Source organism: Amorphus orientalis (assembly GCF_030814015.1).
GTDB classification, from domain to species: Bacteria; Pseudomonadota; Alphaproteobacteria; order Rhizobiales; family Amorphaceae; genus Amorphus; species Amorphus orientalis.
The window spans coordinates 180379-207186 of the sequence record NZ_JAUSUL010000002.1 but is presented as its reverse complement, the minus strand read 5'-3'; the positions used below and the strand labels follow the sequence as shown (position 1 = coordinate 207186).

The following is a 26808-nucleotide window of genomic DNA, read 5'->3' as shown; positions in this document are numbered from 1 at the left end:
CTTCATGCCTCCCACCCGGCGAGTTCGGGAACCCTGGGGACACCGAGCGCGTGGGGATCGATGGGGCGCGCGGGAGCGGCGGTGCGGACCGCCGCGCGCAGCCGGGCGGAGCGCGCCCGAGGATTGATGCGGCACTCCGCGTCGCCCGGCAGATCGGGCTTGCGGGTCAGAAGCGTGAAGGTCGCGTCGGCGATCTCCGTCTCCGGCATGTGCCGGGAGCCGCCGGGACGCACCCGGCTGCGCTCGGACAGGAACCGCTTCACGATCCGGTCCTCGAGGCTGTGGAAGGCCACGACGACCAGACGCCCGGCCTCCTTCAGGGCCTGCTCGGCGGCACCCAGAGCTTCCGCAAGTTCATCGAGCTCGCGGTTCACGTAGATCCGCAGCGCCTGGAAGGTGCGGGTCGCCGGATGGATCTGGTCGCGGGCGGCAGGAACCACCCGCGCCACCAGGTCCGCCAGACGGTCTGTGGTCTCGATCGGGGAGCGCTCGCGCTCCGCAACGATGGCGCGCGCCACGGCCCGGGCGCGGCGCTCTTCACCCAGCCGGGAGATGATCTGCGACAGCGCCTGTTCCGGCGCCGTGTTGACCAGGTCGGCAGCGCTCGGCCCATCCCGGCCCATGCGCATGTCGAGGGGCCCGGAGCCGCGGAAAGAAAAGCCCCGCTCGGCGGTGTCGAGCTGGATCGACGAGACGCCCACGTCGAGCACGACGCCGTCGACGGCCTGATGGCCGGCCTCGGCGGACAGAGCGTCGAGTTCGGAGAACCGGCCGGACTTCACGATCAGGCGGCCATTCCAGTCGCCGGCCATTGCCTCGGCGCGGCGGACCGCATCCGGGTCCCGATCGATGGCGATGACCGTCGCGCCGGCCTCCAGGAAGGCCCTGGAATAGCCGCCGGCGCCGAAGGTGCCGTCGATCACCACGTCACCGGCACCGGGCGCCAGGCGCGCGACGACTTCGTCACGCATGACCGGAAGATGGAAGCCCTCCTGCCGGGGCGGTGGGGCGCTGTCCCAAGCCGCCATCATGCCCCTCCCTCGCCGGAAGCCGACGACTGACCGCCGGCGCCGAAGGCATGACGCAGAGCGTTCATACTGCGCTCCGCGAAATAGTCAGGCGACATGATCTGGAATTTATACCCGAGCCCGACGAAAACGACCTGGTCGGTGATGCCGGCATATCTCTTGATCTTATCCGACAACATCACGCGACCTTCTCCATCCACCCTGAAAATCTCACTGTTGCCGTACAGCGCGGTCGACATCGTGTCGTGTTCGAACGAAAACGCCTTCATCTCCTTCAGCAGGGCATCGATTTGCTCGATGAGCGCGTTCCCCCCCGCGTCCACGACGGGCTGGTGAGGCGAAGGAAAGCAGTAGAGCCCTTCGTAGCCGTCGCGGGTGAGCACGGCCCGGAACTGCGCCGGAATCGACACGCGTCCCTTGGAGTCCAGCCTGTTCGTGTAGTGCGACACGAACCCGTGCATCGGTTACTCCGCACATCGATCGCCGGGCCACTGACCGGATCGAACACGCCAGCTGCGACTTGAAGAAGCTGCGCATGGTGTCGACCCCACCCCGTCCACGACGTCGAAAATTGCAGACCGCTACCGAATGGCAGACCTCCCGCACGCCCAACTGACCGGGTGGATTTGGGATAGCATGGGGGTGCTTGGGCGTCAATGGAATCTCTTGGGACACGTGTGTCAGAATCAGGCCAGGCGCCCCTCGAGAGGACCCGGAAAGCGCCGATTTGAAATCGTCGGAAAGAATGCGGCGGGAGCCGTTAAAAAAGGGTCCACGCCGGATCGGCGGCTTCGAAGGGGCGGCCAGGCGCCCACTCCGCTGCGCTCAGGCGCGGCGGGAAAGGGACATGAAGGAAGGATCGCCAGCCGGCCTGTAAGCCGGGTTCTGTAAGGCACCCGGACAGGATCCGGGCACGTGACGGCCATTCATCTGGGACGTCCGTTGCCGGACGCCTCGCGCGACCTACCCGGACGGCTGGCCTGAAAACCGGCTGGAGCCCTCACAAGGCCTCCGCGCCGTCCCTATTCGGTCTTGCTCCCGGTGGGGTTTACCATGCCGGTCCTGTTGCCAGTCCCGCGGTGGGCTCTTACCCCACCCTTTCACCCTTACCGGCGACGATGCGCCGGCGGTTTGCTTTCTGTGGCACTTTCCCTGGGGTTGCCCCCGCCGGGCGTTACCCGGCACCGTGTTTCCATGGAGCCCGGACTTTCCTCCCCGGCGGCCTTTCGGCACATGCCGGAGCGGCCGTCCGGCCGGCTGGCGATCTCCAATAGGGGGCGCACACCCCAAAAATCAAGAACGCGCCGTAGAAGCTCCACGGCGCGTTCGGCAAATTCGAACATGCGAAGGGGATCGGCGCGGCGGCCCGCGGCGCGGTTCCGGCCTCAGTGCATCCCGCTCTGGCGGCAGAGATGGCAGACATCGGTGATGCGCAGCCGGTCCTGCCGATCCGCCACCAGGTACCCCTTCCGCTTCATGTCGGAGATGATGCGGCTGACGGTCTCGATCGTCAGACCCAGATAATCGGCGATTTCCTGACGGGTCATGGTGATCCGCAGGACGGCCTCGTCGACCCCGACATCGGGACGCCCCCGGCAATGATCGCCCACGCCGCGGTTCGGAACCATGCGCATCAGATAGCTGGCGACGCGCTCGAACGCCGACTTCCGGCCGAGCAGCACGGCGTGGTCGCGCAGGGCCGCGATCTGACGCAGCAGGCACTGGTTGACGTGGCGCTGAAGATCCACGGAGGCTTCCACGTCCCGGCGCTCGATCGCCTTGAGGACGGACGGCACCAGCGTCTCCGACGCACTGTCGTGATCTTCTCCCGCCGGCAGGCCGAAAACGTCGCCCGGCCCAAGCAGTCCCACGACCTGACGGCGGCCGTCCGGCAGCAGCTTGAACAGCATCACGGCGCCTTCCGCGATCTCGTAGAAGCGGTCGGCCGGATCGCCCTCGTAGTAGACGATGGTGTGCTCCGCCAGCCGCAGCGATTTGGTGCGCGCGGACCGAACGAAGTCCGCCCAGGTCTCACCGCCGGCTGCTGCCGGCTGCGGGGCCTTCTCGCTGACGTCACAGGCCGAATACAAGGTGGTCATGGTCGGTCTCTCGCGGGTCAAGTGCTGGCGGCCGGGTCTGGCCATGACCGGAACCATACGCCGCGTGCTCGGTGCGAGAAATTAGGCTGTCTACGTACGATCTTGCCCCTAAGGACTTTTCCGGATGACCGATCGTCACATGCCGTCGGGACGCCCTGGTCCGCTCCCGTCGGGCAACGGTGCATCGTGTCCCTCGCGCCCCAGCCTGCCGTCCTCGAACACCGCCGCCAGCGCATCCTCCCGGAGCGGTTTCTGCAACATCAGCGGCATCGGCTCGCGCTTGAACACCCGCGACAGATAGTGCTCCGACTGGGCGGAAATGGCGACGATCCGCGGCGGCGCCTGGAGCCGCCGCAGCCATCGTATGACGGCGACGCCTCCGATCCCCGGAAGCTCGACATCGACGATTACAAGGTCATCGCGATCCGGTGGCGGACTGCGGAAGAAACTCTCCGCCGAGCGATGGACGGCCGGCCGCACCCCGTCCAGTTCGACAAGCACCCGCAAGGCATCGAGAACACTGGTGTCGTCTTCAAGGATGTGGATCGTCACGGCCGTTGCTCAGAGTTGGATCGGGTTCAGTCCTAGCGAACCCCCGCTCGCCAAAAAATGACGCAGGTCAACGCGCGCGCCGAACGAGCCGCGGCAGCCGGCCCGAAGCTCCCCGGCATGGCGCCGCCGGGGCGCTGTTTTGAGATTCCGGCCGCAATTTGCGAAACTGCGGGTTCACCATCCTCTCTCGACAATCAGGAGGCGAAAGCCGAATGGGTGACAACTCGTCTATTCTCGACCGCGTCTACAGCATGGAAGGCGGCCCCGATGCGTGCCGCGACATCTACGCGGACTGGGCCGGACAATACGATCAGGACACGGTCGGCTTCGGCTACGTCGGACCAGCCCTGGTCGCAGAGACGCTGGCCAAGGTAGCCGACACTTCAACCCGGATTCTGGATGCGGGCTGCGGCACGGGGCTTGCCGGCGCCGAACTCGCCAAACAGGGCTTTACCCGGATCGACGGCATCGACGTCTCCCCGGAAATGCTGGAGGAAGCGCGCGGAAAAGGCGTCTACGGCGAGCTTGCCGAAGCCGACATGACCCGGCGCTTTCCTCTCGAGGATGACGCTTACGATGGCGCCGTCTGCGTGGGTGTGTTCACCAACGGACACGTCGGTCCCGACGCGATCCGCGAGATCGCCCGCGTCGTCAAGCCGGGCGGCATGATCGTGGCGACGGTGCACGAGAACGTCTGGGACAAGGAAGGCTATGCCGGCGAACTGAAGAAGATGGAAGCGGACGGGGTGCTCAAGGTCCACGAGACGCCCGTGGCGCCGTACCATCTGAAGGAAGGCTACGAATGCCGGCTTTGCGTGCTGGAAGCCCGGTAGAGCCAAACCTCGGAGAGAACCGGCGTCGGGCCGGTTCTCTCGGCCTCAGGCGCCGTTGAGGCGACCCGTCAGCACGATCCGGATCAGATCCGCGGTGTTGCGGGCGCCCAGTTTTTCCATGATGCGGGCGCGATGGATCGCGATCGTGCGCAGGCTGATGCCGAGCCGGCGTCCTGCCTCGACGTTGGACGCGCCTGAAGCCACTTCGGACAGCACCTGCCGCTCCTGGGGCGTAAGCCAACCGGCGGCATGAAAGGAATTCGAGATCGCGTCTTCGGCCAGAAGCCGCTCGGCGCGCGTCTCGAACGCCTCGTGGATCCGCGTCAGCGCATAGTCCGCGTCGAACGGCTTCTCCAGAAAGTCGAAGGCGCCGTCCTTGATGGCGCTCACCGCCATCTGGATGTCGGCCTGGCCCGACATCATGAAGATCGGCTCCGGATAGACCTCGGCCCGCAGCAGCTTGAGGATATCGAGCCCCGAACTGCCCGGCATGTGAACATCGATGAGCGCGCAGGCCGGGCGCTGCTGGGCCCGGGAGACGAAGGACGCGCCGTCCGCGAACGCTTCCACCTGAAACCCATCGACCTGCAACAGGTCGACCAACGCCTCACGGACCGCGGAGTCGTCATCGACGACGTAGACGAGGGAATCGCCTGCGGTCTCCGACATCGGTTCCAGATCGGCGCTGAAGCTGAGAGTCATCCGTTCCACCACGCTCTAGTCCACTGCCTCGTCGTCGGACGGATCGACATGCAGCGGCAGATCCAAGCGAAAACATGCGCCACGTCCGCCGCCACCCGGATCAACGGACAACTCGCCACCGTGATTTTGAGCGATCGATCTCGAGATCGCCAACCCAAGCCCCAATCCGGTGCTCTTGTTGGAGGAAAACGCCTTGAACAGGTCGGGCAGACGATCAGGGTGAATGCCGGGACCGGAGTCGGCTACGGATACACGAATGCCGTCCTCGTGGACGACCCCTGAAATCTCGATCCTGCGATGCTCGCGGCCTTCCACCACCTCGATGGCGTTGCGAACCAGGTTCACCAGGATCTGCTCGATCTGAATGGGGTCCACCGGAATGGCCGGCAACTCGGGATCGAGGTCGCGCACGATCTCGATATTCCGGCCCTTGCCTCCGACCAGCGCCAATTCGAGCGCCTCGTCGACCAGCGTCGCCATGTGGCAGGAGCGGCGGTTCGGAGCGCGCTTCTCAATGAAGCCGCGCATGCGCTGGATGATCGAGGCGGCGCGCTCGGCTTCCCGCATCGCCTTACCGATCACTTCCAGCGCGAACGGATCTTCGGCCTCTCCGTCGCTCCGCAGCCGCCGCGTCGCCGCCTGAAGGTAGAGCATGGCGGCCGTCAGCGGCTGATTGAGTTCGTGGGCAATGGCCGACCCCATCTCGTCCATGGCGTTCACGCGGGCAAGATGGACAAGTTCCGCCTGCAGCTCCGCAAGCCGCTTCTCGTAGGACTCGCGGGGACGGTCATCCCGCAGAATGCCGATGAACTGCCGCCCCTGCGGCGTGTGCGCTTCTCCGACCGAAAGTTCGACCGGGAAGACCGTTCCGTCGCGGTGCCGTGCCTCCACGCGGCGGCCGATGCCGATGATCTTGGCAGATCCGGTGCGGCGATAGTTGGCGATGTAGTCGTCGTGCTCATGGGCATAGCGCGGCGGCATGATCGCCTTCACGTTCTCGCCGATGATTTCTTCCGCACGATAGCCAAACATCCGCTCGCAAGCCTTGTTGTAGATCAAGACGCACCCTGTCTCGTCGATGACGATGATGCCATCGACGGCAGTATCAAGCACACTCAGCAAACGCGCTTCCGACACCGCCTGTGAATCCGATGGGTTGCGGCCGGGTTCGTCGCGCATTCGCGTCTCTTCCGCTTCCTTCAGTCCGAGCTAATGCCGCGCGGGCTGATACATTGACAGTACGCAGCTTAATGGGCCCGGTAAAGAAACCGATGATTATTCATCGGTGAATGTTTAATGACCGGGGACTGCTTTTTGAGCGTGAATAAAACCTTTAATTGTCCAATCTGGACAATACTCCACTACTACGAGTGATCCGCTCCACATACTGTGGCGTTCACCGATTTCAATAGGGCGGCGGCCGTTGCTCTCAAAAATGCCGACCGCGCGGACCGGAGCTGCCTCCAGCCGCGGGCCTTGCTGCCGCTGCCCTCATCGCAAGCAAGGGGCTGTGCCGGGAAATCGTTTCCTGGTTTCCTAGTCGACCCTTCACCACAACGGGCGCGACAAGCCAATGCGGCTGGCCGGTGACCTGCACGGGTCGGCTGCGCAGCGTCCTTTTCTCCAGGTCGGCCAAGCCTCAGCTCGCTGAGGCCGCCGTCATACGCCGCAACCCATCCCGCAGCAAGGGCCACCGCGCCGCGACCCACAGCGCTCCGACGATGTTACCGAGCAGAAAGAGCGCGACGATCAGGATGACCGCGAGGATGCGGCTCCGCTCCGTGAGCGCGATCACGACGGACAGAAGCACGAAGCCGAGATAGAGGTCGGCAAGGGCCACAAGTCCCCATGGATCGGCAATCACCCGGCCGAAGCTCTCCAGGAGCGGAGCCTGGGTCATCGCCCAGCCGACGAGAACGGCGAGCAGGATGCCGAGACCGGCGATCAAAGCCCTCATGGAAGTCCCTCCTTCGCTTTCGCCCCCGCCCCTCTTGAGCACCGGCCCGTGCGACTCATGACGACCCTACGGCCCTTGTCCGGCGACGGATCGCTTAAGATCCCAGATAATGCAGAGTGATCGTGCGCGGGCGGCCCCGGGCGCGATGCTCGATCAGATAGAGCGCCTGCCAGGTCCCGAAATCCATCTGCCCGCCGACCACCGGGATCGCGATGCTTGCCCCGGTGAGCATCGTCTTGATGTGGGCCGGCATGTCGTCCGGTCCTTCGCTGCCGTGGCGATAGCCCGCGCCGGCCGGCGCCAGCCGGTCCAGGGCATCGAGCAGATCCGCCAGCACCGAGGGATCCGCGTTTTCCTGAACCGTCAGGGAACAGGACGTATGGCGCACGAACGCGGTCAACAGCCCCTCACCTGCCCCGATCTCCGCGAGCCACCGGTCCACCTCGTCGCTCACGTCGTGGACATGGCGGGCCCGGGTTGCGATGGTGATCCGGCAGAGCGCCTGCCTGATCGCCCCTGTTTCGAGCGGGACCATTTGCCGATCCGCCGTCATGGGCTATTCCCCTTTCTGATCGCCGACTTGCCCAAGCCCTTCAGGATCCCCGGATGCCGGCACTCGAATCCCTCGTCTCTTTCGTCAACTCCTGGGAGTGCGATGAGAACGCGCATCTCAACGTGCAGTTCTATTTTGCGCGGTTCGAAACGGCGGATGCGCATTTCCGCACCCTTGTCGGCCTGCCGGCCTCGCTCCGCCCGGGCGCTCGCCACGTCCGCTACCATGCCGAGCTGGCCGAGGGCGACCTGGTGCGGGCCGAAAGCTGCGTCGTAACGGAGGGGCCGCTGGCGCCCGGTGTGGTGCATACCCTGCTCGAGCTGTCGACCGGCAAGGTCATCGCCACAGCCTGGGACGCCTATCACGCATCAGCCGCCGAAAGCCTGAGGGGCGTGGCGCAGACTGCGGACGCAGCCGCCGACGTCGATCCGCGCCTGTGCGGACCACGCGGTGTCACCGCCCCTGTTCCGGGTGCGATCTCACGGGAACATCTTCTCGCCAGCGGCGGTTTCGTCTCCACCCGCGGCATCATCCATCCGGCCGACACCGATGCGGACGGTTGCGCCCAGCAACGCGCTCTCGTCGGATACTTCTCCGACGGCGCTTCGGTTGTCTGGGAGCGGAGCGGCGTCACGAAAGAGCTGATCAATTCGCTCGGATACGGACGTGTCGCCGTTGAGATGCGACTGACCCGTTTCGACCGGTTCCGGGCGGGCGACCTGGTCGAGCAGATCAGCGGTCTCGTCCAGATCAACGAGCGGACCCTTTGGTTCCGGCATCACCAGTTCGAGGCCCGGACCGGCCGGCTCGTCACCATCGGGGATGCGGTGGGTCTCGCCATGGATCTCACCACCCGCAAGGCCGTCCGCTTTCCCGCCGATGCGATCGCCGGCGCGCCCATTCTCGGCGAGAGGGCCGGATGAGCGGCTCCGGCGCGGTGCGCCAACTCTGGCGATCGCTGGTCCTGCTGACGGCGGCGCTGGCGCTCGCCGCCTGCCAGTCGACCCGGGAGCCGGAGCCCGCCGCCGTGGCGGTGGCACCTGCGCCCGTGATCCAGTCCGCTCCGATCTCCGTCCTCCTCGGCACCGCGGAGGTCCGGGGGCATTCGGTCTATGTGGCGGACATGATCACCGGAAAGGCGCTCTTCGAGGAGAATGCCGAGGCCCTGCGCTTTCCGGCGTCGCTCACCAAGATGATGACGCTCTTTCTGCTCTTCGAAGAGGTCGAGGCCGGCCGCCTGGCGCTTTCGGACGAGCTTCCGGTGTCCCAGGAGGCGGCGTCGCGGCCGCCGTCCAAGCTCGGCCTCAGGGCGGGTTCGACGATCCGGGTGACCGACGCGGCACAGGCCATGGCCATCAAGTCGGCCAACGACGTGGCGGTGGTCGTGGCCGAGGCGATCTCCGGATCGGAACAAGCGTTCGCGCAGAAGATGACCGCACGGGCCCGCGAACTGGGCATGTACCGGACCCGGTTCGTCAACGCGTCGGGCCTTCCCGACCCGATGCAGGTCAGTACGGCGCGCGACATGGCGATCCTCGGTCGCGCCCTGAAGACCCGCTTTCCCCGCTTCGCTCCATATTTTCGGGCAGAGGAATTCACCTACAACGGCCGCCGCTACGAGGCGACGAACGACCTGCTCGGCACGGTCCGCGGCGTCGATGGCATCAAGACCGGCTACATCCGCGCCTCCGGCTTCCATCTCGCGGTGTCGGTGCGCCGGGGCGGGCGAAGGCTGATCGTGGTGGTGATGGGCGGGAAGACCGGTCGCGAGCGCGACCGGGAGGTCACCGCGCTGATCGAGCGCTACATGTGACCGCGCTCGCAGTGTGGCGCCTGGCGCAACGCGCTACTGGTTCGGCTGGCTTTCTTCCAGATCCCGCTTCAGGTCCTGGATCATGCCGAAGAACCGGCGCATGACCTGTTCGGTCATGTCGAGCGCCTGATCGAGATCCTCCTCCGCCAGGGCGCGCGCGCCGTCGCCGGGTGCCGTCTCCGCCGTGGGGCCGGGCGCGACCTCGCTGTCGACCGGGCGCCGCGCCAGCTCGGAGACCGCGGCCAGCCGCGCCTCCAGCGCCTCCACCCGCTGCCTCAGGCCGGCGTTCTCGTCGCTGAGCCGGTCGATCTCGTCGGACAGCGCCGACCGGTCGTCCGCCACCAGTTCGCAGGCCCAGGTGTCGCCCCGTTCGCGACACAGCGAGACGCCGCCCGACTGTCGGTCGAGGCGAAGATAGCCCGCACGAACCTCCTGAAGACTGTAGCGGCCGTTGTTGGCCGGTCCGTCGTCCTGGGCGAGTACGGGGGTCGCGACAACGCCGACCAGAGCGGCGAGAAGAACAGAGCGCGTGAACATGAGGGCCTTCCAATCCGCCTGTGCGCCATGATCATATCATTCCACGTGGCGTGAGCATGGCAACCGCACGCTCGAGGACGGAGGCAGACGATGCGCGCGATGGTACTGGACCGCCCCGGCGAACCGCTTCACCTGGTTGAACGGGCCACACCGTCCCCGGGTGCCGGTCAGGTGCTGGTCGAGATCACGGCCTGCGGCGTGTGCCGCACCGACCTGCATGTTGTCGACGGCGAGCTTCCCGATCCGAAGCTGCCGATCGTGCCCGGACACGAGATCGTCGGCACCATCGCCGCGCTCGGGGCCGGCGTGGAGGGCTTCGAGATCGGAACCCGGGTCGGCGTGCCCTGGCTCGGCCACACCTGCGGGAGCTGCCGTTACTGCGGGTCGGGCCGGGAGAATCTCTGCGATGCGCCTGAGTTCACCGGCTACACCCGCGACGGCGGCTATGCGAGCCACATGATCGCCGACGCGGCCTTTGCCTTCCCGATCCCGGAGGGCTACAGCGACGTCGAAGCCGCCCCCCTCCTGTGCGCCGGCCTGATCGGTCACCGCACCCTGAAACTTGCCGGCCCGGCGGAGACGATCGGGATCTACGGGTTCGGCGCAGCCGCTCACATCGTCGCCCAGGAGGCCCGGTTCGAGGGGCGGCGGATCCTCGCCTTCACCCGGCCGGGCGACACCCAGGCCCAGGAGTTCGCCTTGAGCCTCGGCTGCGTCTATGCGGGCGATTCCGACAAGCCCTCGCCCGAACCGCTCGACGCCGCCTTGATCTTCGCGCCCGTCGGAGCGCTGATCCCGGCGGCCCTCAAGGCCGTCCGCAAGGGGGGCACCGTCGTCTCCGGCGGCATCCACATGTCGGATATCCCGAGCTTTCCCTATCGCGACCTCTGGGAGGAGCGGGTGATCCGGTCGGTCGCGAACCTGACCCGCGCCGACGCGACGGAATTCCTGGCCATTGCGCCGAAGGCCGGCATCCGCACGCAGACGGTGCCCTATCCGCTGGCCGAGGCGAACCGGGCGCTCGACGATCTGCGGGCGGGACGGCTCAAAGGCGCCGCCGTTCTGACCATGTCCCAGGAAGGTCCGTCCCTCAGGCCGTCCGGTTGACCGTCGCCGTCGCCACGCCGGCGGCGATCAGGACCGAGCCGCCGATGCGCTGCGCCGCGGCCAGCGTGGCGGGCCGGCGCACGCGGTCGCGCACCGCCGAGGCCAGAACCGCGTAGAGGGCCGCGTTGACGATGGCGAGCAGGACGAACGTCGCCCCGAGAAGCAGAAGCTGCGGTGCGACCGCGGAGGCCGGCGAGACGAACTGCGGCAGGAAGGCGATGAAGAACACGATCCCCTTCGGATTGAGGGCCGTGACCAGCCAGGCGTGCAGCAGGATCCGGCGCCCGTCCTTTTCGGGCGGAGCGGCCAGGTCGAGCGGGGTTGCCCCCTGCCGCCACATCTTCACGCCGAGATAGACGAGATAGGCCGCACCGATCCATTTGAGCAGAACGAAAAGGCTCGCCGAGGCGGCAAGCAGGGCGCCGAGGCCGAGAAGCGACACGGTGGCCGCCGTTGCATCCCCCAGCGCAACGCCGACCACGGAAGGCAGGGTTGCGCGGCGGCCACGCGAGACCGCATAGGAGACGACCAGAAGAACGGTTGGACCCGGTATCGCGAGTACGACCAGGGTGGCGACCACATAGGCCGCAAAGACATCGATGGTCATCCGCGCAGTTCCCCTTTTGACAGCCTCACCCGAACCCGGATCAGGTCCGAGACGTTTCCAGAACGCAAGAGATTTGGCATTCCGCCCCCGCGTCCCGCCCGGAGGATCGAGCATCATCGCCGCGTTTCGATCAAGTGCCGGACTTGCCATCTCGATCTGCGCCCTGGTGGCGCTCGGCCAGATGGCGCGCGCGGATGACGTTCCTCCGGCGCCCGACCCGAAGCCGGTGACCGGTGTCGACGATAAGATCCGCACACAGATCGCCGATCCGCCCCGCCCCCGGCGCTCGCCGGAAAGCTCGCCGGTCCCTGCGGAGCGCCCGGTGACGGCGGTGCCGCCGACCGCACCGCAGCCAGAGGAGCCTGCATCCGCCGAAGACGCCGATCGGCCCGAGGCCGAACCGGCAGCGGACCCTCAGCCGACCCAAGCGGCTCGCGAGCCGGTCGGCACGGATGCGCCCCGACGCGAACCGGAGAACGTGCCGGTGGAGCGCCCCACGCCCGAGGCGGATGCTCCGTCGTCGAGCCAGGACGGCACCGAAATCGAGAGCGCCCCGCTCGCGCCGCTTTCCGAAGATGACGCGCCACCAGCCGATGCAGAGGCCGGGGAACCTGCCACCGCGGCAAACGACCGGACCGGAGCGGACGCCCCTGACGCAACCACTCCCGCTCCGGCGGCCGCCATCCCGGACGATGGCCCCCTGGGCGAACCCGCGCCCGAGAGGCCCGGGCCAACCGTCCCGCTGGACCGGCCCGACTACGATCCGCCGCCGCGTCCGCCCCTGGACGATAGCAAGCTCACCGCGCGCGCACCCTACGGGCCACCGGAGGAAAACCCGCTGATCGCCGAGCGCCAGTGCGTCTTTCCTGAACGGCTGTCCGTCGCCTTCACGGCGAAGGGCCATTTCGAGGAAGAAAACCGGTGCGGGATCGACAACGCCGTCGAGATCACGTCGGTCGGGTCCGACCCGGCGATCGTCTTCGCCAATCCGCCGCTCGTCTCGTGCGCCTTCGCCAACGCCTTCGCGGCGTTCCTGGTCGACGACGTCCAGCCGGCCGCGGAGACCCATCTGAAGAGCCCGGTCGTCGAGATCGGCCCCGGTACGGCCTATGCCTGCCGCGGCCGCAACAACGATCCGGATGCCCAGCTGTCCGAGCACGCCTTCGGCAATGCGTTCGATCTCCAGGCGCTGCGTCTGGCCGACGACCAGTTCCTCACGGTGGTCGGCATCGGACGCTCGACGGGAGAGGAGAAGAGCTTCTGGCGAAAAGTGCGGCAGGCGGCGTGCGAGCGCTTCAGTACGGTGCTGGGTCCCGGCGCCGATGCCGCCCATTCCGACCACATCCACGTCGACATGGCCGAGCGGAGCAACGACTACGCCATCTGCGAATGGTCGGAGTTCATCCTGCGGCGCTAAGGCGTGCCGCCCAAAGAAAAGCGGCGCGGAGATCACTCTCCGCGCCGCTTCGCATTCAGACAGATCGGAAAATGGGCCCTGCCCTATTCCTCCAGGCGGACGGCGACGAACCGGAGCTCGCCCGTGCCGTTGGACAGGAGCAGGAGCGCCGTCTTGCGCCCGTCCTCGGTGAGGCTCTCGACCTTCTCCGCCACGTCGGCAGGCGTCGCCACGGTCTCCTGGGCCACCTCGACGATGACGTCGCCTTCCGTGACGCGCTTCTCCGCAGCCGGCCCCGACGGGTCCAGGCCGACCACGACCACGCCCTCGACGCTTTCGTCGAGATCGTATTCGTCGCGCAGCTCCGGCGTGATCTCGGAGAGCGTCATGCCGAGCACCTCGCGGGTCTCGCTCTCTTCGGCTTCCGCTTCATCCTCGCCGGAGCCCGTGGTCTCACCCGCCTCGGCCACTTCGGCCTCCTCGAGACGACCGAGTTCCACGGGGATCGTCACTTCCTCGCCCTTGCGCAGAAGGACGACGTCGACCTCCTTGCCGATCTCGGTGTCGGCGACCATGCGCGGAAGGTCGCGCATGGAGGGGACCCGCTTGCCGTCGAAGGAAACGATCACGTCGCCCGCCTCGATGCCGGCGGCCTCGGCCGGGCCGTCCTCGGTGACGCCGGCGACCAGCGCGCCGTGCGGCTCGTCCATCTCCAAGGAATCAGCGATGTCGTCGGTAACGGTCTGGATCCGGACGCCGAGCCAGCCGCGCCGGGTCTCGCCGTACTCGCGCAGCTGATCGATCACGTTCATCGCGATCTCGGAGGGGATCGCGAAGCCGATGCCGATCGAGCCGCCCGACGGCGAGATGATGGCCGTGTTCACGCCGACCACCTGGCCCTGCATGTTGAACAGCGGGCCGCCGGAATTGCCCCGGTTGATGGCCGCGTCGGTCTGAATGAAGTCATCATAGGGACCGGAATTGATGTCGCGGTCCTGGGCCGACACGACGCCGACCGACAGCGTACCGGACAGGCCGAACGGATTGCCGATCGCCATCACCCAGTCGCCGATCCTGAGATCGTCGGCCGGGCCGAATTCCAGCGCCTTGAGCGGCGTCTCCGGCTCGACCTTGAGAAGGGCGAGATCGGTCTTGGGATCGTGACCGAGCACCTCCGCCGTCAGGCTGGTGTCGTCATTGAAGTTGACGACAATCTCGTCGGCATCCTCGATGACGTGGTTGTTGGTGACGATCAGGCCGTCCTCGGAGATGACGAAGCCGGAGCCCAGCGACTGGACCCGGCGCGGCCGGTCGTCCTGCTGCTGCTGATTGTTGAAGAATTCGTCGAAGAACTCCTGGAACGGAGACCCTTCCGGAATCTGGGGAACGGGGGCCGAGCGTCGTCCGGTGACCTCCTGGGAGGTGGAGATGTTGACGACGGAATCGAACAGCGGCTCCGCGATGTCGGCGACCGACTGAGGTCCCTGCGCAGCCGCCGGCAGCGCGACCATCGCGGCAAACGCTGCGACCGTGGCCGTCCGGGTGAAGCGCGAAAGCGACGATGACGCGTTCGCAACGAGATCTAGCATGCCTATCCTCCAATGAGGCTTCGCGAACCGGCCGAGCCCGGCCGGCATCTTGAGCAGTGTCCCGGTCGGACCCATTCGGCCCGTACCGAGGGACAGACGCAAACGACGGAGCCCGCCCCTTCCCCCGTCCGACCCGGCGGATCCGCCCGAACGGCCAAGGAGATGGAGCCGTGACACCCCGGCACTGCGGTGCAGGCTGTCCTCAAGCCGTGCCCGCGACTTGGGGACCAACGTGTCTCTCAGGCGATTGCGTCGCAAGAACGGCGAACGATCCTCGCCAGAGTGTGATCCCGCGTGTGCGCTGGGGCGGCCCTCCAAACCGGTCGGTGGCGGCGTCAGCCGCGTACCAGCCAGACGATCATCACACCAAGTGCGAGCGCGCCGACACCGCCGGCGCGCAACACATTGTCGGGCGTGTCCACCGCCTGCCGCATCATTGCCTTCAGGCCTCCCGGCAGAAGGGCGTAGAGCGTTCCCTCAATCGCCAGGACGAGTCCCAGCGCGACCAGGAAATCGCTCATTGCGCGGCAGCGGGCGCCTGCGTGTTCGTGTCGTCACTCGACCCGGAGGAAGCGTTCCCCCCGGTATCTGACGACGGCGACGCGTTGTCGTTGGACGACGTGCCGCCGGCATTTCCGGAAGAGCCGGACGCACCTGAAGACGATCCGGACGTCGAGCCGCCCGAGGCATCGTTGCCGGTGCCGGCCGCCGAAGAGTCGGACTGCTGCTCGGCAGCCTCGGTCTCGCGCTCGGCCTGCTCCTCGACAGCCCGGACTTCGTCCTCGACCGTGGAATCGAGCGAGGAGCTGTCACCTGCGGCCGACCCGCTTTCCAGCGGTCCCGACGGAGCCGGCGTCGCAGCCGCACCGTTGTCGTTTGCCGACGGACCGCCCGACGAGCCCGGCTGGACCGCGGGGACGTTGGCCGGGGGTGTCGGCGTGCCCAGAGACGGCAGGCTCTGCGCCTGGCGGGGATCGGGCAGACCGCGGGGGTCCTGACCGCCGGTCGGGCTGATGAAGTAGCGGAAGAACTCCGACTGCGGCGAGATCACCATCCGCGTGTCATCGGAGTGCATGCTGCTCTCATAGGCCTGCATGGACCGGTAGAACGCGAAGAAGCCCGGATCGCGGTTGTAGGCCTCTGCGAAGATCGAGCTTCGCTGGGCGTCGCCCTGACCACGGACCTGTTCGGCCTCCCGGTTCGCCTCGGCGACGATGACGGTTGCCTGACGATCCGCGTTGGCCCGGATGCGCTGGGCCGCTTCTTCACCCTCGGCACGGATCTCCGTCGCTTCCTGCTGACGCTCGGTCTGCATGCGGCGGAAAATGGCCTGGCTGTTGGCTTCCGGCAGATCGGCGCGGCGGATGCGCACGTCGACCACCTGAATACCGAGACTGTCAGCACGGCTCTGCACCTCGCGGCGGATGCGGTCCATCAGCTCCGGCCGGTCGTCCCGCACGATCTCCGTGAAGGACGCGTCGGCCAGCACGGCACGCAGCGCCGACTGCATGAAGGTCGACAGACGGCTGGCACCTTCCGCGATGTTGTTCACCGACTGGTAGAACAGAACCGGGTTGCTGATCTTGTACCGTGCGAAGGCGTCGACCACGAGCCGCTTCTGGTCTTCGGCGATGATCTCCTGGGCCGGCACGTCCAGATCAAGGATCCGCTTGTCCAGGAACAGGACGTTCTGGACGAACGGGATCTTGAAGTAGAGGCCCGGTTCGGTGACCGCGCGACGGACCTGACCGAACTGCAGGATCAGCGCCTGCTGGGTCGGGTTGAGGACGAACAGCGACGTGTTGATTAGGATCAGCACGCCGACGATGATGGCGATGAGAGCAATCAGACCTGCACGCATTACTGGCCTCCCGAGGTCTGGCTCGTGGTCCGCGACGAGGTGGTTCGGCCGGACTGGATCTGATCCAGCGGCAGATACGGCACGACCCCCTGTCCGCCGGCGGCGTCGTCACCGATGATCACCTTGTCGGTGCGGCCAAGCACCCGCTCGAGCGTCTCCAGATAGAGGCGCTGACGGGTCACGTCGGGGGCGAGCGCATACTCGTCGTAGATCGAAACGAAGCGATCGGCCTGACCGCGCGCCTCTGCGACGACCCGGTCCTTATAGGCGTTGGCCTGCTGCACGACCTGCGCCGCCTCGCCTCGGGCTTCCGGCACCACGCGGTTGGCGTAGGCGTTGGCCTCGTTCTGCAGACGCTCCTGGTCGGCGCGAGCCGCCTGGACGTCGCGGAAGGCGTCGATGACCTGCTGCGGCGGGTCCACTTTCTGAAGCTGGACCTGAGCCACCTCGATACCCGCCTCGTACTGGTCGAGCGTCGACTGCATCAGTTCCTGAACCTGCATTTCGACCTGCTGGCGCTCCTGGGTCAGGATCGGCTGGATGTTCTTGGTGCCGACCACTTCGCGCATGGCGCTTTCGGCAACCGCCTTCACGGTGCCCTCGGGATTCTGGATGTTGAAGAGATAGTCCTCAGCGTTGGAAATCCGCCACTGAACGCGGAAGTCCACGTCGACGATGTTCTCGTCGCCGGTGAGCATCAGGCTCTCCTCCGGCACGTCGCGTCCCGCCGTCGAAGCGCCGCCCACGTCGCGGATGCCGACGTTCAGCTCGCGGATGCGGAGCACGTCCGGTGTATAGACCTCGCCGATCGGATAGGGCCAGTTGTAGTTCAGGCCCGGCTGGGTCATGCCGGCATAGCCGCCGAGCACGAGTTCGACACCGACCTCACCCGGATTGACCCGGTAGAAACCGGTCGCAAGCCAGATCGCCACGACCGCAACGATGGCGACACCGGCGCCCTTGATGCCGACGCTGCGGCCGCCGCCGCCACCACCGCGTCCGTCACCTGGAAAGATGCGCTTGATGCGATCCTGGCTTCGCCTCAGAAGCTCTTCGAGGTCGGGCGACTGACCACCGCTGCCGCCGCCACCGCCGGGCTTCTGGCCACCGCCCCAAGGGCCGTTGTTGCCGCCGCCGCCACCCCACGGGCCGCCGCTTCCACCGCCGCCCCAGGGACCGCCGCTTCTGCCGCCGCCCCCGCTCTGATTGCTCCAGGGCATCCGCTCTCCTTTGTCGCTCCGCTGCGACCGCATCCGTCCACACGCCGCATCCGCGCCGCAGGCGCTGACATGGCCGGACTTAGGTCGTCAAGGCCGCGCTGCACACGCGAGCCGCTGATTTTGGTGGTCGGTTTATAGGGAACCAGCGGGCCGCTTTCAATGAAACCGCCCCGCTGCGCGCATGACATCACAGACGATATAGGCATGTCGCCCGCCGTTGCGAGGCGCCAAGACGTGGTCGAGGTCACATTGACGCGGCCGAAACGGCCTGCCGCGCTGCGCGCAATCCGCTCAAGCGCGCTCCGTGGGCCGTCGAATAGGCCTCCGCGGATGTCGCTTCGCCGGCCAGAAACACCCGGTCGGCGATCGGATCGCACAGCCTGAGCCGGCGCTGCGCCTTGCCGGGAAGCGCGCACGAATAGGCGCCCTGGATCAGCGGGTCCGACGCCCAGCGCGTCACCGCGGTCCGCTTGACCCTGTCGCCGAGGTCTGAACCGAACGCGTCCACCAGCGCCTGAAGGGCAAAGTCGATCATGGCCGCTTCGCCGGCCCGCTCCAGGTCGCGGGACACGCCACCGCCGAGCTGCCCCACCGCGACGGGGAGCCCGTCCGCGTCGGGATAGACGGTGAAGTTGACCGCCGGGCGCGCCTTGTCGGTGGGATCGATCGTATCGAGATAGGCCACGTCCTCCAGGCCGGGGAGCGGCCGGTCGAAGGAGATCGCCACCTTCTCCGCATAGCCGCACGGACAGGCGGCGATGGCATCGGCATAGTCCGCAGGCAGGCCCGGCTCGAACCGGATGCCGCCGGAGGCGAGCACGTTAGTGGACACGGTGACGATGACCGCGCGCGCCCGGATCGACCCGGACGCCGTCTCCACCCGGACGCCGGGTCCGGACCAGTCGATTGCCGTCACCGCCACGCCGGTGCGCACCGGAACGGTGCGGCCCGCCGCAGCGACAAGCGCGCCGTAACCGTCGAGGACCGGCCAGTTCTCCCCAGTATCGGAGTAGCGGGCCAGGTCGAGGGTGGAAATCTCGTCCGGATCCAGGGAGGAGAGCAGCCTCAGCCAGTGGTTGGCGAGCCTCTTCCAGGGTGCTGGCGGACGCACCACACGGGATGCGGCCACGTCACGGCCGAGACGGCCCGCCGTCTCCGCCGCGCGGAACGCACCCTCGACCGCCTCCCAGGCCGCCTGGCGCTCCTCGTCGCTCGCCTCGCAGTCCTTGAGGAACATGTGGGCGGCGCGCCGGCTCGCCCGCTTGAGGTAGCGATGGCCGAGCGCGTCCGCGATCTCACGGAACGGGTTCACCGATGCCGAATGGAGCCAGTGGCAGCCGTGATCGAAGGGGACACCGAACACCGACGTGTCGGTGAACGCGCGACCGCCGATCCGGTCGGCGGCCTCCAGCACGAGGAAATCACGATTGTTGGCGGCCAGCCATTCGCCGGCGGCCAGCCCCGCGGCGCCCGCCCCCACCACGACGACATCGGTTTCGGTCATGTCCCAGCCTCTGGCGTACGACGGACATAGCTGACGAAGGCCATGGGAAAATCGTCCTTCTCGCCGGCCGGCACCGCATTCCGAGCGGTTTCCCGCCAGATACCGGGATCGATCTGCGGAAACCGGGCGTCGCCATCCGGGCTGCAGTCGACTTCGGTGATTTCCAGCCGGTCAGCCAGCGGCATTGCGGCGGCGTAGATCTCGCCGCCGCCGACGATCGGGATCGCCGCTGCACCCATCTCGCCCGCAAGGCTCCGGGCAAGGGTCAGGGCGGCATCGAGGCTCTCGGCGATCTCGATCCCCCCGGTGGAAAAACCGGCGTTGCGCGTCACGACGATGGTGCGCCGACCGGGAAGCGGTTTGCCGATCGCCTGGAACGTCTTGCGGCCCATGATCATCGGGCAGCCCATGGTGAGCGCCTTGAAGCGCTTCAGGTCCGTCGACAGCCGCCAGGGCATGTCGTTGTCGCGGCCGATCACGCCGTTCCGGGCGACGGCCGCGACGAGGACGATATCAGGCGCCGGCTCGGCCACGGCTCAGACACCCTTCCGGCCGACCGACGCAAGCGCGTCGTCCGCAAGCCGGTAGGTGGTCCAGTCGGACATGGGCCGGGCGCCGAGGCTTTCATAGAAGGCGATCGACGGCGCGTTCCAGTCGAGGACCGACCATTCCAGGCGGCCGAGACCCTCCGCGACGCAGCGCTCAGCCAGCCCTGTGAGGAGCGCCTTTCCGATGCCGAGGCCGCGCTTGTCCGGTTCGACGAACAGATCCTCAAGCCAGATGCCGTGGCGGCCGACGAAGGTGGAGAAGGTGTAGAACCACAGCGCCAGGCCGACCGGCTCGCCGTTCCAGCGGGCGATGTCGCAGAAGACGCGCGGCGTTTCGCAGAACAGCGCGGCGGTGAGATCGGCTTCGGTGATCCGGACCTCGTGGAGAAGCCGCTCATAGTCGGCGAGATCGCGGATCAGCCGGACGATCGTTGCAGCGTCACCGGCTTCGGCCGGACGGATCTGGAGGCTCACGGACGTCTCCGCAGGTCAGGGGCAGCCGGTCAGTGGGAGACCGTCTTGGAAAACACGTTGATGATGATCACGCCGACGATGATGCAGCAGATGCCGAGGATCGCCGGAACGTCGAGCATCTCCTTGTAGATGACGGCGCCCGCGATCGCCACGAGCACGATGCCGAGCCCGGCCCAGATCGCGTAGACGATGCCGATCGGCATCAGCCGGATCGTGAGCGTCAGGAAATAGAAGGAGCAGAGATAGCAGGCGAACATCGCCAGGGTCAGGCCGATGCGGCTGAAGCCGTCGGTGGCCTTCAGCATGCTGGTGGCGATGACCTCGAACATGATCGCAAGGCCAAGAGTGAGATAGTGCAACGGAGTGCCTCCACTGGCGCGCAAATCGATTTGCGCGCCCTCCATAGGCCAACCGAAGTCAGACCGCCACCTCTGCCCGGATATGCGGGTGCGGATCGTAGTCCTCGACCCGGACGTGTTCGTAGCGAAAGCTGAAGAGATCGTCGACCGAAGGGTCGAGGATCAATTGCGGAAGCGGACGGAGATCCCGCGAGAGCTGCAGTTCCGCCTGCTCGATATGGTTGTCGTAGAGATGGGCGTCGCCGAGGGTGTGAATGAACTCGCCGGGACGGAGGCCGGTCACCTGGGCCACCATATGCGTGAGAAGCGCATAGGAGGCGATGTTGAAGGGTACGCCCAGGAAGATGTCGGCGGAGCGCTGATAGAGCTGGCAGGAGAGCCGCCCGTCGGCGACGTAGAACTGGAACAGGCAGTGGCAGGGCGGCAGCGCCATCTTCGAGATGTCGGCCGGGTTCCAGGCGGACACGATGAGGCGGCGCGAGTTCGGGTTGGTCCGGATCTGCTCGATGACCTCGGCGAGCTGATCGATCGTGCCGCCGTCCGGCGCCGGCCAGGACCGCCACTGGTGGCCGTAGACCGGCCCGAGATCGCCGGTGTCCGGGTCGGCCCATTCGTCCCAGATCGACACGCCGTGCGCGTTGAGGTCGCGGGCGTTGGTGCTGCCGGAGATGAACCAGAGCAGCTCGTGGACGACGGATTTCAGATGGATCTTCTTGGTGGTGACGAGCGGAAAGCCCTCGTCGAGGTCGAACCGCATCTGGTGGCCGAACACCGAGCGGGTGCCGGTCCCGGTGCGATCGCCCTTGCGCGCGCCGGTCGCGAGCACGCGCTCCATGAGATCGTGGTACTGGCGCATCCAACGCCTCCGAATCGTCCGAGCCTGTTTCCCTGTTCTCCCACACTCTCCGCCGCGGCTCCATCGATCGCCGGGCGGCTCCCTGTTTTCAGGGTGGAGAGTGTGTGGACAAACCGCCTTACGAACAGGAGGGAATTCCTCCATGGGGCTTTCGATCCGGCGCGCGGCCGCTTATATTCCTTTCTGCCAGCGACGGTTGGCTATGGCGATAAACGGCTTGCGTAATAAGCCCATGGGACCCGGGGGCAGTACCCGGCGCCTCCACCCCAGCCCGCGCTCCGCGCGGGTTGCGGTGGGGGCGAAACAGGCTCGACCAGGGTGTAAAGGCAAGGCTTTCGCTCGGCATGGTACCGCCGTTATCGGACCAAAATTATAGTTGCCAACGACAACTATGCTGAGGCTCGTCTCGCTGCGTAATGCAGCGCGACACCTCTTTTAAGCCCTTGCCGGTAGCACGGTAAGGCGGGGTCCCGGGGGCACCTGGCAACAGAAGCCCCCACTTTGATTCCGGAGCCGATGTGCTATTGGCTTGGCTCCGTTGATATGCGAAGCGCCTCCCCGCGACGCCCCACTGTCACAAGCCGAGGATCTCCGAGATGGCCGAGGACCTCATTCGCTACGACGTCCTGGTTCAGGAGTCCCTGCGCGGGGTCGTCCGCAAGGTGCTCAAGGAAGTGGCCGAGAACGGCCTACCCGGCGAGCACCATTTCTACATCGCGTTCCAGACCGGCGCCCCCGGCGTGCGGATTTCCTCCCGTCTGCGCGAGCAGTATCCCGACGAGATGACCGTGGTGCTCCAGCACCAGTTCTGGGATCTGGCAGTCACCGAGCACGCGTTCGAGATCGGGCTGTCGTTCGGCGGAATTCCGGAGCGCCTGCTGATTCCCTTCTCCTCGATCAAGGGGTTCTTCGACCCCTCCGTCCAGTTCGGACTTCAGTTCGAGCCCCAGGAGGAGGGCGAGGACGCGGCCCAGGGCACCCCGGCGGAGCCCGGACCGCATCCGGAAGCGGCTGCGATGCAGGACGACGCCCCCGACGGCTCCGCAGACGGCGCCCCCGAATCCGCCCCGCCGGTCGACGAGGACCGTCAGGAAGGCGCCGAAGTGGTCTCGCTGGACGCCTTCCGCAAGAAGCCGTAACGCCGTCCGCTGCACCGTGCGGCCGGTCCTGTCGCCCATTTGACCGCGCGGGGACCGGGACGGGCTCGCCTTCGCCCCCGTCTCCCCTATTTCCCCTTCGACACCAGTCGGAGGGGCTGTGAATGGGACTGTCCACACGTTTTCCGGTTGTTCCGCGCGGCGCGGGACCCTGCATTCGAGCCACGCTCTTCCTGCTGGCGCTGACCGTCGTGCTCGCCGGTGCGGCGCCCGAGCCCGCCCGGGCCCAGACCTATGCGGCCTCCATGTGCCAGGCGGTGGCCCAATCGGTTCCAGGCGCCCGGTTTGCCTCGATCGCGCCCCTTCCGGACAGGCCGGGCCCGCGGCTCCGGGCGGCCGCGACCGGCGAGGCCGCTTCCGCCGACACGGTTACCATCACCTTCGTGGGACACTCCACCTTCCGGATCGAAACGCCGGCGGGCGTGGTCATTGCAACCGACTATGCCGGCTATTCGGGTGGTGGAACGCCAACGGTGGTGACCATGAACCATGCCCATTCCAGCCACTACACGGACCATCCCGACCCCGGGATCGAGCATGTCCTGCGCGGCTGGGGCACCGACGGCGAACCCGCCGATCATCACATTATGGTTGAGGACGTGCTCATCCGGAACGTTACCACCGACGTGCGGCGATGGGGCTCCGGTTTCGAGGCCGACGGCAATTCGATCTTCATCTTCGAGGTGGCAAATCTGTGCATCGGCCATCTCGGCCACCTGCACCAACTCCTCGAGGGGGATCACATCGCCCTGATCGGGCGGCTCGACGTGGTCATGATCGCAGTCGACGGGACCTACACGATGAGCCAGCAGGCCGCCGTCGACGTCGTCGACAAGCTGCGCGCCCGCATCGTCCTGCCCATGCACTATTTCTCGCCCGCGCGGCTCAGCCAGTTCCTCTCCGGGCTGCCGGACGATTTCGCGATCGACATCCGCAGCGACCCGACGATGCAGGTGTCGCTCGACAGCCTGCCCGACGAGCCCACCATCATCGTCCTGCCAGGCTACTGATCCGGCCGGGCGTCCTCGCCCGCCGAAAGCGCCAGACGTTTCGGCGGATCAGCCGTAGGTGCTGAATCGTTCAAGGTCGATGTTGGTGATCAGGCCCAGCGGCTTGCCGTTCGCGGTGCCGTCTTCAGTCACGAACACGTCGCGGCAGGGTACGCCACGGGCATTCATCGCATCCATCGCGTTCTTGACGTCGGCGAGTGTGGCGTCCGGTCCGACGATGGCGACCGACTGATCGAATACCGCCGAGACCTCCGGATCGGACAGGAAGCTCTGCAGCGTTGCTGTTGACGGGCTCCCGTCCACCACCGTCGGGGAAATCTTGTTCCGAAGGGCGAAATCCTTGATCACCGAGTCGTGGACGATCCCGTGGACCCGACTGCGGGCCTTATCGAACACCGGCAATCGCCCGACTTTCTTGGCGTCGAGAAAATCCAGAACGCCGGTCTTGAAGTTCAGGTTGGGCCAATTGGCCTTGTCTTCGGCGATCGCGTGCACACCACTGAGCGACTTCATCGCGTCGCGGGCCGGCACTTTCCTGAGCTTGGCTTCCCGACTTTCCGATATCGTGAGGCGGGTTTCCGTGGATGCGGTCTGATAGCTGTCGTTCGTGAAGTAGAATGCCAGCACCGTGCCAACCCAGGTGCCGATCATCGGGAGGACCGCGTAGACGTAGGTCTGGACGATATCCGCGACCGCATTGATGCTCTGCGGATTATTCGGATCATAGGCTGCGGCGGCCACCAGACTGATCACAATTGTCAGAGCGATCAGGACGGCGCCGGACCACTGGATGACACTCTGCGCCACCTTTCGCCGGAATGACCCCTTGCGTAGGTCTTCCGACACTCCGTTAGTTGCGGTTGCCGCCCCCTGCTCCGCCATTTCCACCCCCTGACAATCGCTGTGCGTGCTCCACACTCAATTATACACGTATAATTTGCATTCCGGGTGAGAATGCAACCGGTTTCGCCGATCGGCCCCCCGGATTGCGCGCAGTTCCCCTTCCGGCTAGATCATGCGCAACACGCAAACGGCCCATTTGGGAGACCCAGCCGACATGACCGCGACCCGCACCGAAACCGATTCCTTCGGCCCGCTCGAGGTTCCCGCCGACAAGTACTGGGGCGCCCAGACCCAGCGCTCCCTCGGCAACTTCAAGATCTCCGGCGAGCGGATGTCGCCGCCGGTCATTCGCGCGCTCGGCATCATCAAGAAGGCCGCGGCGCTGGCGAACAAGGAGCAGGACAACATCGATCCGAAGCTCGCCGACGCCATCATCGAGGCGGCCGGCGAGGTGATCGACGGCAAGCTCGACGACAACTTCCCGCTGGTGGTCTGGCAAACCGGCTCCGGCACCCAGTCGAACATGAACGCCAACGAGGTGATCTCGAACCGCGCGATCGAGCTCCTCGGCGGCAAGCTGGCGTCGAAGGATCCGGTCCATCCCAACGACCACGTCAACCGCGGCCAGTCCTCAAACGACACCTTCCCGACCGCCATGCACATCGCGGCCGCCGAAGAGTTCAACAAGACGCTGGTTCCGGCGCTGGAGCACCTGCACAAGGCGCTCAAGGCGAAGTCGGACGAGTTCAAGGACATCATCAAGATCGGCCGCACCCACACCCAGGACGCGACGCCGCTCACCCTCGGCCAGGAATTCTCCGGCTATGCCGCCCAGGTCGAGCACGGCATCCGACGGGTGAAGGAAGGCCTAGACGGGCTCTACGATCTCGCCCAGGGCGGCACCGCCGTCGGCACCGGCCTCAACACCAAGAAGGGCTTTGCGGAGAAGTTCGCCGCGAACGTGGCCGACATCACCGGCCTGCCCTTCCGCACCGCGCCGAACAAGTTCGAGGCGCTGGCCGCCCACGACGCCTATGTCTACGCCCACGGTGCGCTGAACACGGTCGCGACGTCGCTGTTCAAGATCGCCAACGACATCCGCTTCCTGGGATCCGGCCCGCGCTCGGGCCTGGGTGAGCTTGTGCTGCCGGAAAACGAGCCGGGCTCATCGATCATGCCGGGCAAGGTCAACCCGACCCAGTGCGAGGCGATGACGATGGCCTGCTGCCAGGTATTCGGCAACCAGACCACGATCACGGTCGCCGGCAGCCAGGGCCATTTCGAGCTCAACGTCTACAAGCCGGTCATGGCCAATGCGATGATGCAGTCGATCCGACTGATCGCCGACGCCTCGATCTCCTTCACCGACCATTGCGTCGTCGACATCAAGGCCGACGAGACCCGTATCAGCGAGCTCATGCAGCGCTCGCTGATGCTGGTGACGGCCCTTGCGCCGACCATCGGCTACGACAACGCCACCAAGGTCGCCAAGACGGCCCACAAGAACGGCACGACGCTCCGCGAAGAAGCCGTGAAGCTCGGCTTCGTCACCGAGGCGCAGTTCGACGAGGTGGTCCGTCCGGAAAAGATGATCGGCCCGAGCTGAGAGTAAAGCCTGGAAAAGCGCCCTCGCGGTTTTCCGGCCGGATTGGGGAGACGACGAGGCGATGGCCGAGATCGTGAACCTGCGACAGGCGCGCAAGCAGAAGAAGCGCGCCGGAGACAAGGAGCGCGCGGCGGAAAACCGCGCGCTTCACGGACTGACCAAGACCGAAAAGGCGATGGAGAAGGACCGGCGCGACGCCGAGGCGCGCAGGCTGGAGGGCCACCGCCGCACGCCGGAGGACGGCTCCCCGGATCAGTAGGTCCGGGAGACACAGTCCAGACTTGCCGCGGCCCGCAACGATGCCCAAGGACCACCAGAATGCCTTTGGAAAAGCGGTCCCTCACCCTCGAACAGCATCAGACCAGCGTCGCCCTGGAGCCTGAATTCTGGGCCGAGCTGGAAGCCTGGGCGGATCGGGACGGCCGATCGGTGACGTCGGTGATCGAGGAGATCGACCGGACGCGCCCGGAGAGCGAACGGCTCGCCTCCACCCTGCGGGTGGCCGTACTGGAACGGCTCAAGCAGCGCTCCGACGGCTGAGCCCCGACGCCGGCTGGTGCCGAAGCCATGACGCCGGGTCCCGTCCTGTCGCCCTGG

At 66.6% G+C, this 26808-nt stretch carries 29 protein-coding genes, 2 other RNA genes and 1 pseudogene; 11 read left to right on the top strand and 21 right to left on the bottom strand.

The features are described from left to right. Nucleotides 1-2 precede the first annotated feature (2 nt). The 5 genes from rsmH to J2S73_RS08775 form a co-directional block, all read right to left on the bottom strand. The gene (gene rsmH / locus J2S73_RS08795; protein ID WP_306885141.1) at nucleotides 3-1028 is read right to left on the bottom strand and encodes a 16S rRNA (cytosine(1402)-N(4))-methyltransferase RsmH; all 1026 of its coding nucleotides are present in this window, start codon (nucleotides 1026-1028) and stop codon (nucleotides 3-5) included. After that, nucleotides 1028-1489, bottom strand: a complete 462-nt coding sequence (locus J2S73_RS08790; protein ID WP_306885140.1) for a division/cell wall cluster transcriptional repressor MraZ — start codon at nucleotides 1487-1489, stop codon at nucleotides 1028-1030. The genes rsmH and J2S73_RS08790 overlap by 1 nt, the downstream gene beginning before the upstream one ends. 397 nt (nucleotides 1490-1886) lie before the next feature. Further along, nucleotides 1887-2289, bottom strand: an RNA gene (gene rnpB / locus J2S73_RS08785) — RNase P RNA component class A. Between the two features lie 124 nt (nucleotides 2290-2413). Then, nucleotides 2414-3127 carry a helix-turn-helix domain-containing protein gene (locus tag J2S73_RS08780; protein ID WP_306885139.1) on the bottom strand — a complete coding sequence of 238 codons (714 nt, stop codon included), beginning with the start codon at nucleotides 3125-3127 and terminating at the stop codon, nucleotides 2414-2416. A 135-nt stretch (nucleotides 3128-3262) separates the two neighbouring features. Further along, a complete protein-coding gene (locus J2S73_RS08775) occupies nucleotides 3263-3679 on the bottom strand; it encodes a response regulator (RefSeq protein WP_306885138.1) in 417 nt (138 codons plus the stop codon). A gap of 212 nt (nucleotides 3680-3891) precedes the next feature. Here J2S73_RS08775 and J2S73_RS08770 point away from each other — a divergent pair, with 212 nt between their 5' ends. Beyond that, nucleotides 3892-4512 carry a class I SAM-dependent DNA methyltransferase gene (locus J2S73_RS08770; RefSeq protein ID WP_306885137.1) on the top strand — a complete coding sequence of 207 codons (621 nt, stop codon included), beginning with the start codon at nucleotides 3892-3894 and terminating at the stop codon, nucleotides 4510-4512. A gap of 45 nt (nucleotides 4513-4557) precedes the next feature. Here J2S73_RS08770 and J2S73_RS08765 read toward each other — a convergent pair whose 3' ends face one another. From J2S73_RS08765 to J2S73_RS08750, 4 genes are all read right to left on the bottom strand, one after another. Beyond that, a complete protein-coding gene (locus tag J2S73_RS08765; protein ID WP_306885136.1) occupies nucleotides 4558-5214 on the bottom strand; it encodes a response regulator transcription factor in 657 nt (218 codons plus the stop codon). Nucleotides 5215-5229: 15 nt separating this feature from the next. Then, on the bottom strand, nucleotides 5230-6393 hold the full coding sequence (locus J2S73_RS08760; RefSeq protein ID WP_306885135.1) for a two-component system sensor histidine kinase NtrB: 1164 nt from the start codon (nucleotides 6391-6393) through the stop codon (nucleotides 5230-5232). Between the two features lie 460 nt (nucleotides 6394-6853). Beyond that, a complete protein-coding gene (locus J2S73_RS08755; RefSeq protein ID WP_306885134.1) occupies nucleotides 6854-7171 on the bottom strand; it encodes a hypothetical protein in 318 nt (105 codons plus the stop codon). Nucleotides 7172-7265: 94 nt separating this feature from the next. Then, a complete protein-coding gene (locus tag J2S73_RS08750) occupies nucleotides 7266-7706 on the bottom strand; it encodes a secondary thiamine-phosphate synthase enzyme YjbQ (protein WP_306885133.1) in 441 nt (146 codons plus the stop codon). 71 nt (nucleotides 7707-7777) lie between these two features. Here J2S73_RS08750 and J2S73_RS08745 point away from each other — a divergent pair, with 71 nt between their 5' ends. Both J2S73_RS08745 and J2S73_RS08740 read left to right on the top strand, forming a co-directional pair. Then, entirely contained in the window at nucleotides 7778-8647 is an 870-nt protein-coding gene (locus tag J2S73_RS08745) for a thioesterase family protein (protein WP_306885132.1), read from the top strand. Further along, the gene (locus J2S73_RS08740; protein ID WP_306885131.1) at nucleotides 8644-9537 is read left to right on the top strand and encodes a D-alanyl-D-alanine carboxypeptidase family protein; all 894 of its coding nucleotides are present in this window, start codon (nucleotides 8644-8646) and stop codon (nucleotides 9535-9537) included. Before J2S73_RS08745 ends, J2S73_RS08740 begins: the two co-directional genes overlap by 4 nt. 33 nt (nucleotides 9538-9570) lie before the next feature. Here J2S73_RS08740 and J2S73_RS08735 read toward each other — a convergent pair whose 3' ends face one another. Beyond that, nucleotides 9571-10074, bottom strand: coding sequence for a hypothetical protein (locus J2S73_RS08735; protein ID WP_306885130.1), 504 nt, complete (start codon nucleotides 10072-10074; stop codon nucleotides 9571-9573). Nucleotides 10075-10164: 90 nt separating this feature from the next. On the opposite strand from J2S73_RS08735, the gene J2S73_RS08730 reads away from it, so the two are divergent. Then, the gene (locus J2S73_RS08730) at nucleotides 10165-11181 is read left to right on the top strand and encodes a zinc-dependent alcohol dehydrogenase family protein (RefSeq protein ID WP_306885129.1); all 1017 of its coding nucleotides are present in this window, start codon (nucleotides 10165-10167) and stop codon (nucleotides 11179-11181) included. Here the strand turns inward: J2S73_RS08730 and J2S73_RS08725 are convergent. Then, nucleotides 11165-11788: a LysE family translocator gene (locus J2S73_RS08725; RefSeq protein ID WP_306885128.1), complete on the bottom strand. Its 624-nt coding sequence runs from the start codon at nucleotides 11786-11788 to the stop codon at nucleotides 11165-11167. The genes J2S73_RS08730 and J2S73_RS08725 overlap by 17 nt on opposite strands. 73 nt (nucleotides 11789-11861) lie before the next feature. Between J2S73_RS08725 and J2S73_RS08720 the strand changes: the two genes are divergently transcribed. Further along, entirely contained in the window at nucleotides 11862-13205 is a 1344-nt protein-coding gene (locus J2S73_RS08720) for an extensin family protein (RefSeq protein ID WP_306885127.1), read from the top strand. An 83-nt stretch (nucleotides 13206-13288) separates the two neighbouring features. Here the strand turns inward: J2S73_RS08720 and J2S73_RS08715 are convergent, their stop codons facing one another. The 9 genes and pseudogenes from J2S73_RS08715 to J2S73_RS08675 form a co-directional block, all read right to left on the bottom strand. Continuing rightward, nucleotides 13289-14773: a Do family serine endopeptidase gene (locus tag J2S73_RS08715; RefSeq protein ID WP_370874408.1), complete on the bottom strand. Its 1485-nt coding sequence runs from the start codon at nucleotides 14771-14773 to the stop codon at nucleotides 13289-13291. Nucleotides 14774-15108: 335 nt separating this feature from the next. Beyond that, nucleotides 15109-15294 (bottom strand): DUF2065 domain-containing protein, encoded by a 186-nt coding sequence (locus tag J2S73_RS08710; protein ID WP_306885126.1) that lies wholly within the window; start codon nucleotides 15292-15294, stop codon nucleotides 15109-15111. Nucleotides 15295-15686: 392 nt separating this feature from the next. Then, nucleotides 15687-16634: pseudogene (gene hflC / locus J2S73_RS08705) on the bottom strand (protease modulator HflC); the annotation flags it as partial. Next, nucleotides 16634-17854 (bottom strand): FtsH protease activity modulator HflK, encoded by a 1221-nt coding sequence (gene hflK / locus J2S73_RS08700; RefSeq protein ID WP_306885124.1) that lies wholly within the window; start codon nucleotides 17852-17854, stop codon nucleotides 16634-16636. The gene hflK and the pseudogene hflC, both read right to left, overlap by 1 nt. A gap of 244 nt (nucleotides 17855-18098) precedes the next feature. After that, a complete protein-coding gene (locus J2S73_RS08695) occupies nucleotides 18099-19358 on the bottom strand; it encodes a flavin monoamine oxidase family protein (RefSeq protein ID WP_306885123.1) in 1260 nt (419 codons plus the stop codon). Then, a complete protein-coding gene (locus J2S73_RS08690; protein WP_306885122.1) occupies nucleotides 19355-19891 on the bottom strand; it encodes a dihydrofolate reductase in 537 nt (178 codons plus the stop codon). The genes J2S73_RS08695 and J2S73_RS08690 overlap by 4 nt, the downstream gene beginning before the upstream one ends. A 3-nt stretch (nucleotides 19892-19894) precedes the next feature. Next, nucleotides 19895-20380 carry a GNAT family N-acetyltransferase gene (locus J2S73_RS08685; protein ID WP_306885121.1) on the bottom strand — a complete coding sequence of 162 codons (486 nt, stop codon included), beginning with the start codon at nucleotides 20378-20380 and terminating at the stop codon, nucleotides 19895-19897. A gap of 29 nt (nucleotides 20381-20409) precedes the next feature. After that, nucleotides 20410-20739, bottom strand: a complete 330-nt coding sequence (locus tag J2S73_RS08680; protein WP_306885120.1) for a DMT family transporter — start codon at nucleotides 20737-20739, stop codon at nucleotides 20410-20412. 58 nt (nucleotides 20740-20797) lie between these two features. Next, nucleotides 20798-21595 carry a thymidylate synthase gene (locus tag J2S73_RS08675; protein ID WP_306885119.1) on the bottom strand — a complete coding sequence of 266 codons (798 nt, stop codon included), beginning with the start codon at nucleotides 21593-21595 and terminating at the stop codon, nucleotides 20798-20800. A gap of 145 nt (nucleotides 21596-21740) precedes the next feature. On the opposite strand from J2S73_RS08675, the gene ssrA reads away from it, so the two are divergent. From ssrA to J2S73_RS08660, 3 genes are all read left to right on the top strand, one after another. Next, nucleotides 21741-22096: a transfer-messenger RNA gene (gene ssrA / locus J2S73_RS08670) on the top strand. Between the two features lie 95 nt (nucleotides 22097-22191). Then, on the top strand, nucleotides 22192-22734 hold the full coding sequence (locus J2S73_RS08665; RefSeq protein ID WP_306885118.1) for an SspB family protein: 543 nt from the start codon (nucleotides 22192-22194) through the stop codon (nucleotides 22732-22734). 122 nt (nucleotides 22735-22856) lie between these two features. Further along, nucleotides 22857-23762 carry an MBL fold metallo-hydrolase gene (locus tag J2S73_RS08660; protein WP_306885117.1) on the top strand — a complete coding sequence of 302 codons (906 nt, stop codon included), beginning with the start codon at nucleotides 22857-22859 and terminating at the stop codon, nucleotides 23760-23762. Nucleotides 23763-23810: 48 nt separating this feature from the next. On the opposite strand, the gene J2S73_RS08655 is transcribed toward J2S73_RS08660, so the two are convergent. Continuing rightward, the gene (locus tag J2S73_RS08655) at nucleotides 23811-24644 is read right to left on the bottom strand and encodes a CBS domain-containing protein (protein WP_306885116.1); all 834 of its coding nucleotides are present in this window, start codon (nucleotides 24642-24644) and stop codon (nucleotides 23811-23813) included. A 175-nt stretch (nucleotides 24645-24819) separates the two neighbouring features. Between J2S73_RS08655 and fumC the strand changes: the two genes are divergently transcribed. The 3 genes from fumC to J2S73_RS08640 all read left to right on the top strand — a co-directional run bounded on the left by fumC (nucleotide 24820) and on the right by J2S73_RS08640 (nucleotide 26751). Continuing rightward, complete coding sequence (gene fumC, locus J2S73_RS08650; protein ID WP_306885115.1) at nucleotides 24820-26211, top strand: class II fumarate hydratase; 1392 nt, start codon at nucleotides 24820-24822, stop codon at nucleotides 26209-26211. A 61-nt stretch (nucleotides 26212-26272) separates the two neighbouring features. Further along, entirely contained in the window at nucleotides 26273-26470 is a 198-nt protein-coding gene (locus J2S73_RS08645) for a DUF4169 family protein (RefSeq protein ID WP_306885114.1), read from the top strand. Between the two features lie 59 nt (nucleotides 26471-26529). Next, nucleotides 26530-26751, top strand: a complete 222-nt coding sequence (locus J2S73_RS08640; protein WP_306885113.1) for a ribbon-helix-helix domain-containing protein — start codon at nucleotides 26530-26532, stop codon at nucleotides 26749-26751. The last annotated feature ends 57 nt before the right edge of the window (nucleotides 26752-26808 follow it).

Bases quoted from the DNA above. Each gene is read 5' to 3' on its own strand.
- rsmH (WP_306885141.1), bottom strand. From the start codon at position 1,028: ATGGCGGCTTGGGACAGCGCCCCACCGCCCCGGCAGGAGGGCTTCCAT.
- J2S73_RS08790 (WP_306885140.1), bottom strand. From the start codon at position 1,489: ATGCACGGGTTCGTGTCGCACTACACGAACAGGCTGGACTCCAAGGGA.
- J2S73_RS08780 (WP_306885139.1), bottom strand. From the start codon at position 3,127: ATGACCACCTTGTATTCGGCCTGTGACGTCAGCGAGAAGGCCCCGCAG.
- J2S73_RS08770 (WP_306885137.1), top strand. From the start codon at position 3,892: ATGGGTGACAACTCGTCTATTCTCGACCGCGTCTACAGCATGGAAGGC.
- J2S73_RS08765 (WP_306885136.1), bottom strand. From the start codon at position 5,214: ATGACTCTCAGCTTCAGCGCCGATCTGGAACCGATGTCGGAGACCGCA.
- J2S73_RS08760 (WP_306885135.1), bottom strand. From the start codon at position 6,393: ATGCGCGACGAACCCGGCCGCAACCCATCGGATTCACAGGCGGTGTCG.
- J2S73_RS08755 (WP_306885134.1), bottom strand. From the start codon at position 7,171: ATGAGGGCTTTGATCGCCGGTCTCGGCATCCTGCTCGCCGTTCTCGTC.
- J2S73_RS08750 (WP_306885133.1), bottom strand. From the start codon at position 7,706: ATGGTCCCGCTCGAAACAGGGGCGATCAGGCAGGCGCTCTGCCGGATC.
- J2S73_RS08745 (WP_306885132.1), top strand. From the start codon at position 7,778: ATGCCGGCACTCGAATCCCTCGTCTCTTTCGTCAACTCCTGGGAGTGC.
- J2S73_RS08740 (WP_306885131.1), top strand. From the start codon at position 8,644: ATGAGCGGCTCCGGCGCGGTGCGCCAACTCTGGCGATCGCTGGTCCTG.
- J2S73_RS08735 (WP_306885130.1), bottom strand. From the start codon at position 10,074: ATGTTCACGCGCTCTGTTCTTCTCGCCGCTCTGGTCGGCGTTGTCGCG.
- J2S73_RS08730 (WP_306885129.1), top strand. From the start codon at position 10,165: ATGCGCGCGATGGTACTGGACCGCCCCGGCGAACCGCTTCACCTGGTT.
- J2S73_RS08725 (WP_306885128.1), bottom strand. From the start codon at position 11,788: ATGACCATCGATGTCTTTGCGGCCTATGTGGTCGCCACCCTGGTCGTA.
- J2S73_RS08715 (WP_370874408.1), bottom strand. From the start codon at position 14,773: ATGCTAGATCTCGTTGCGAACGCGTCATCGTCGCTTTCGCGCTTCACC.
- J2S73_RS08710 (WP_306885126.1), bottom strand. From the start codon at position 15,294: ATGAGCGATTTCCTGGTCGCGCTGGGACTCGTCCTGGCGATTGAGGGA.
- hflK (WP_306885124.1), bottom strand. From the start codon at position 17,854: ATGCCCTGGAGCAATCAGAGCGGGGGCGGCGGCAGAAGCGGCGGTCCC.
- J2S73_RS08695 (WP_306885123.1), bottom strand. From the start codon at position 19,358: ATGACCGAAACCGATGTCGTCGTGGTGGGGGCGGGCGCCGCGGGGCTG.
- J2S73_RS08675 (WP_306885119.1), bottom strand. From the start codon at position 21,595: ATGCGCCAGTACCACGATCTCATGGAGCGCGTGCTCGCGACCGGCGCG.
- J2S73_RS08665 (WP_306885118.1), top strand. From the start codon at position 22,192: ATGGCCGAGGACCTCATTCGCTACGACGTCCTGGTTCAGGAGTCCCTG.
- J2S73_RS08660 (WP_306885117.1), top strand. From the start codon at position 22,857: ATGGGACTGTCCACACGTTTTCCGGTTGTTCCGCGCGGCGCGGGACCC.
- J2S73_RS08655 (WP_306885116.1), bottom strand. From the start codon at position 24,644: ATGGCGGAGCAGGGGGCGGCAACCGCAACTAACGGAGTGTCGGAAGAC.
- fumC (WP_306885115.1), top strand. From the start codon at position 24,820: ATGACCGCGACCCGCACCGAAACCGATTCCTTCGGCCCGCTCGAGGTT.
- J2S73_RS08645 (WP_306885114.1), top strand. From the start codon at position 26,273: ATGGCCGAGATCGTGAACCTGCGACAGGCGCGCAAGCAGAAGAAGCGC.
- J2S73_RS08640 (WP_306885113.1), top strand. From the start codon at position 26,530: ATGCCTTTGGAAAAGCGGTCCCTCACCCTCGAACAGCATCAGACCAGC.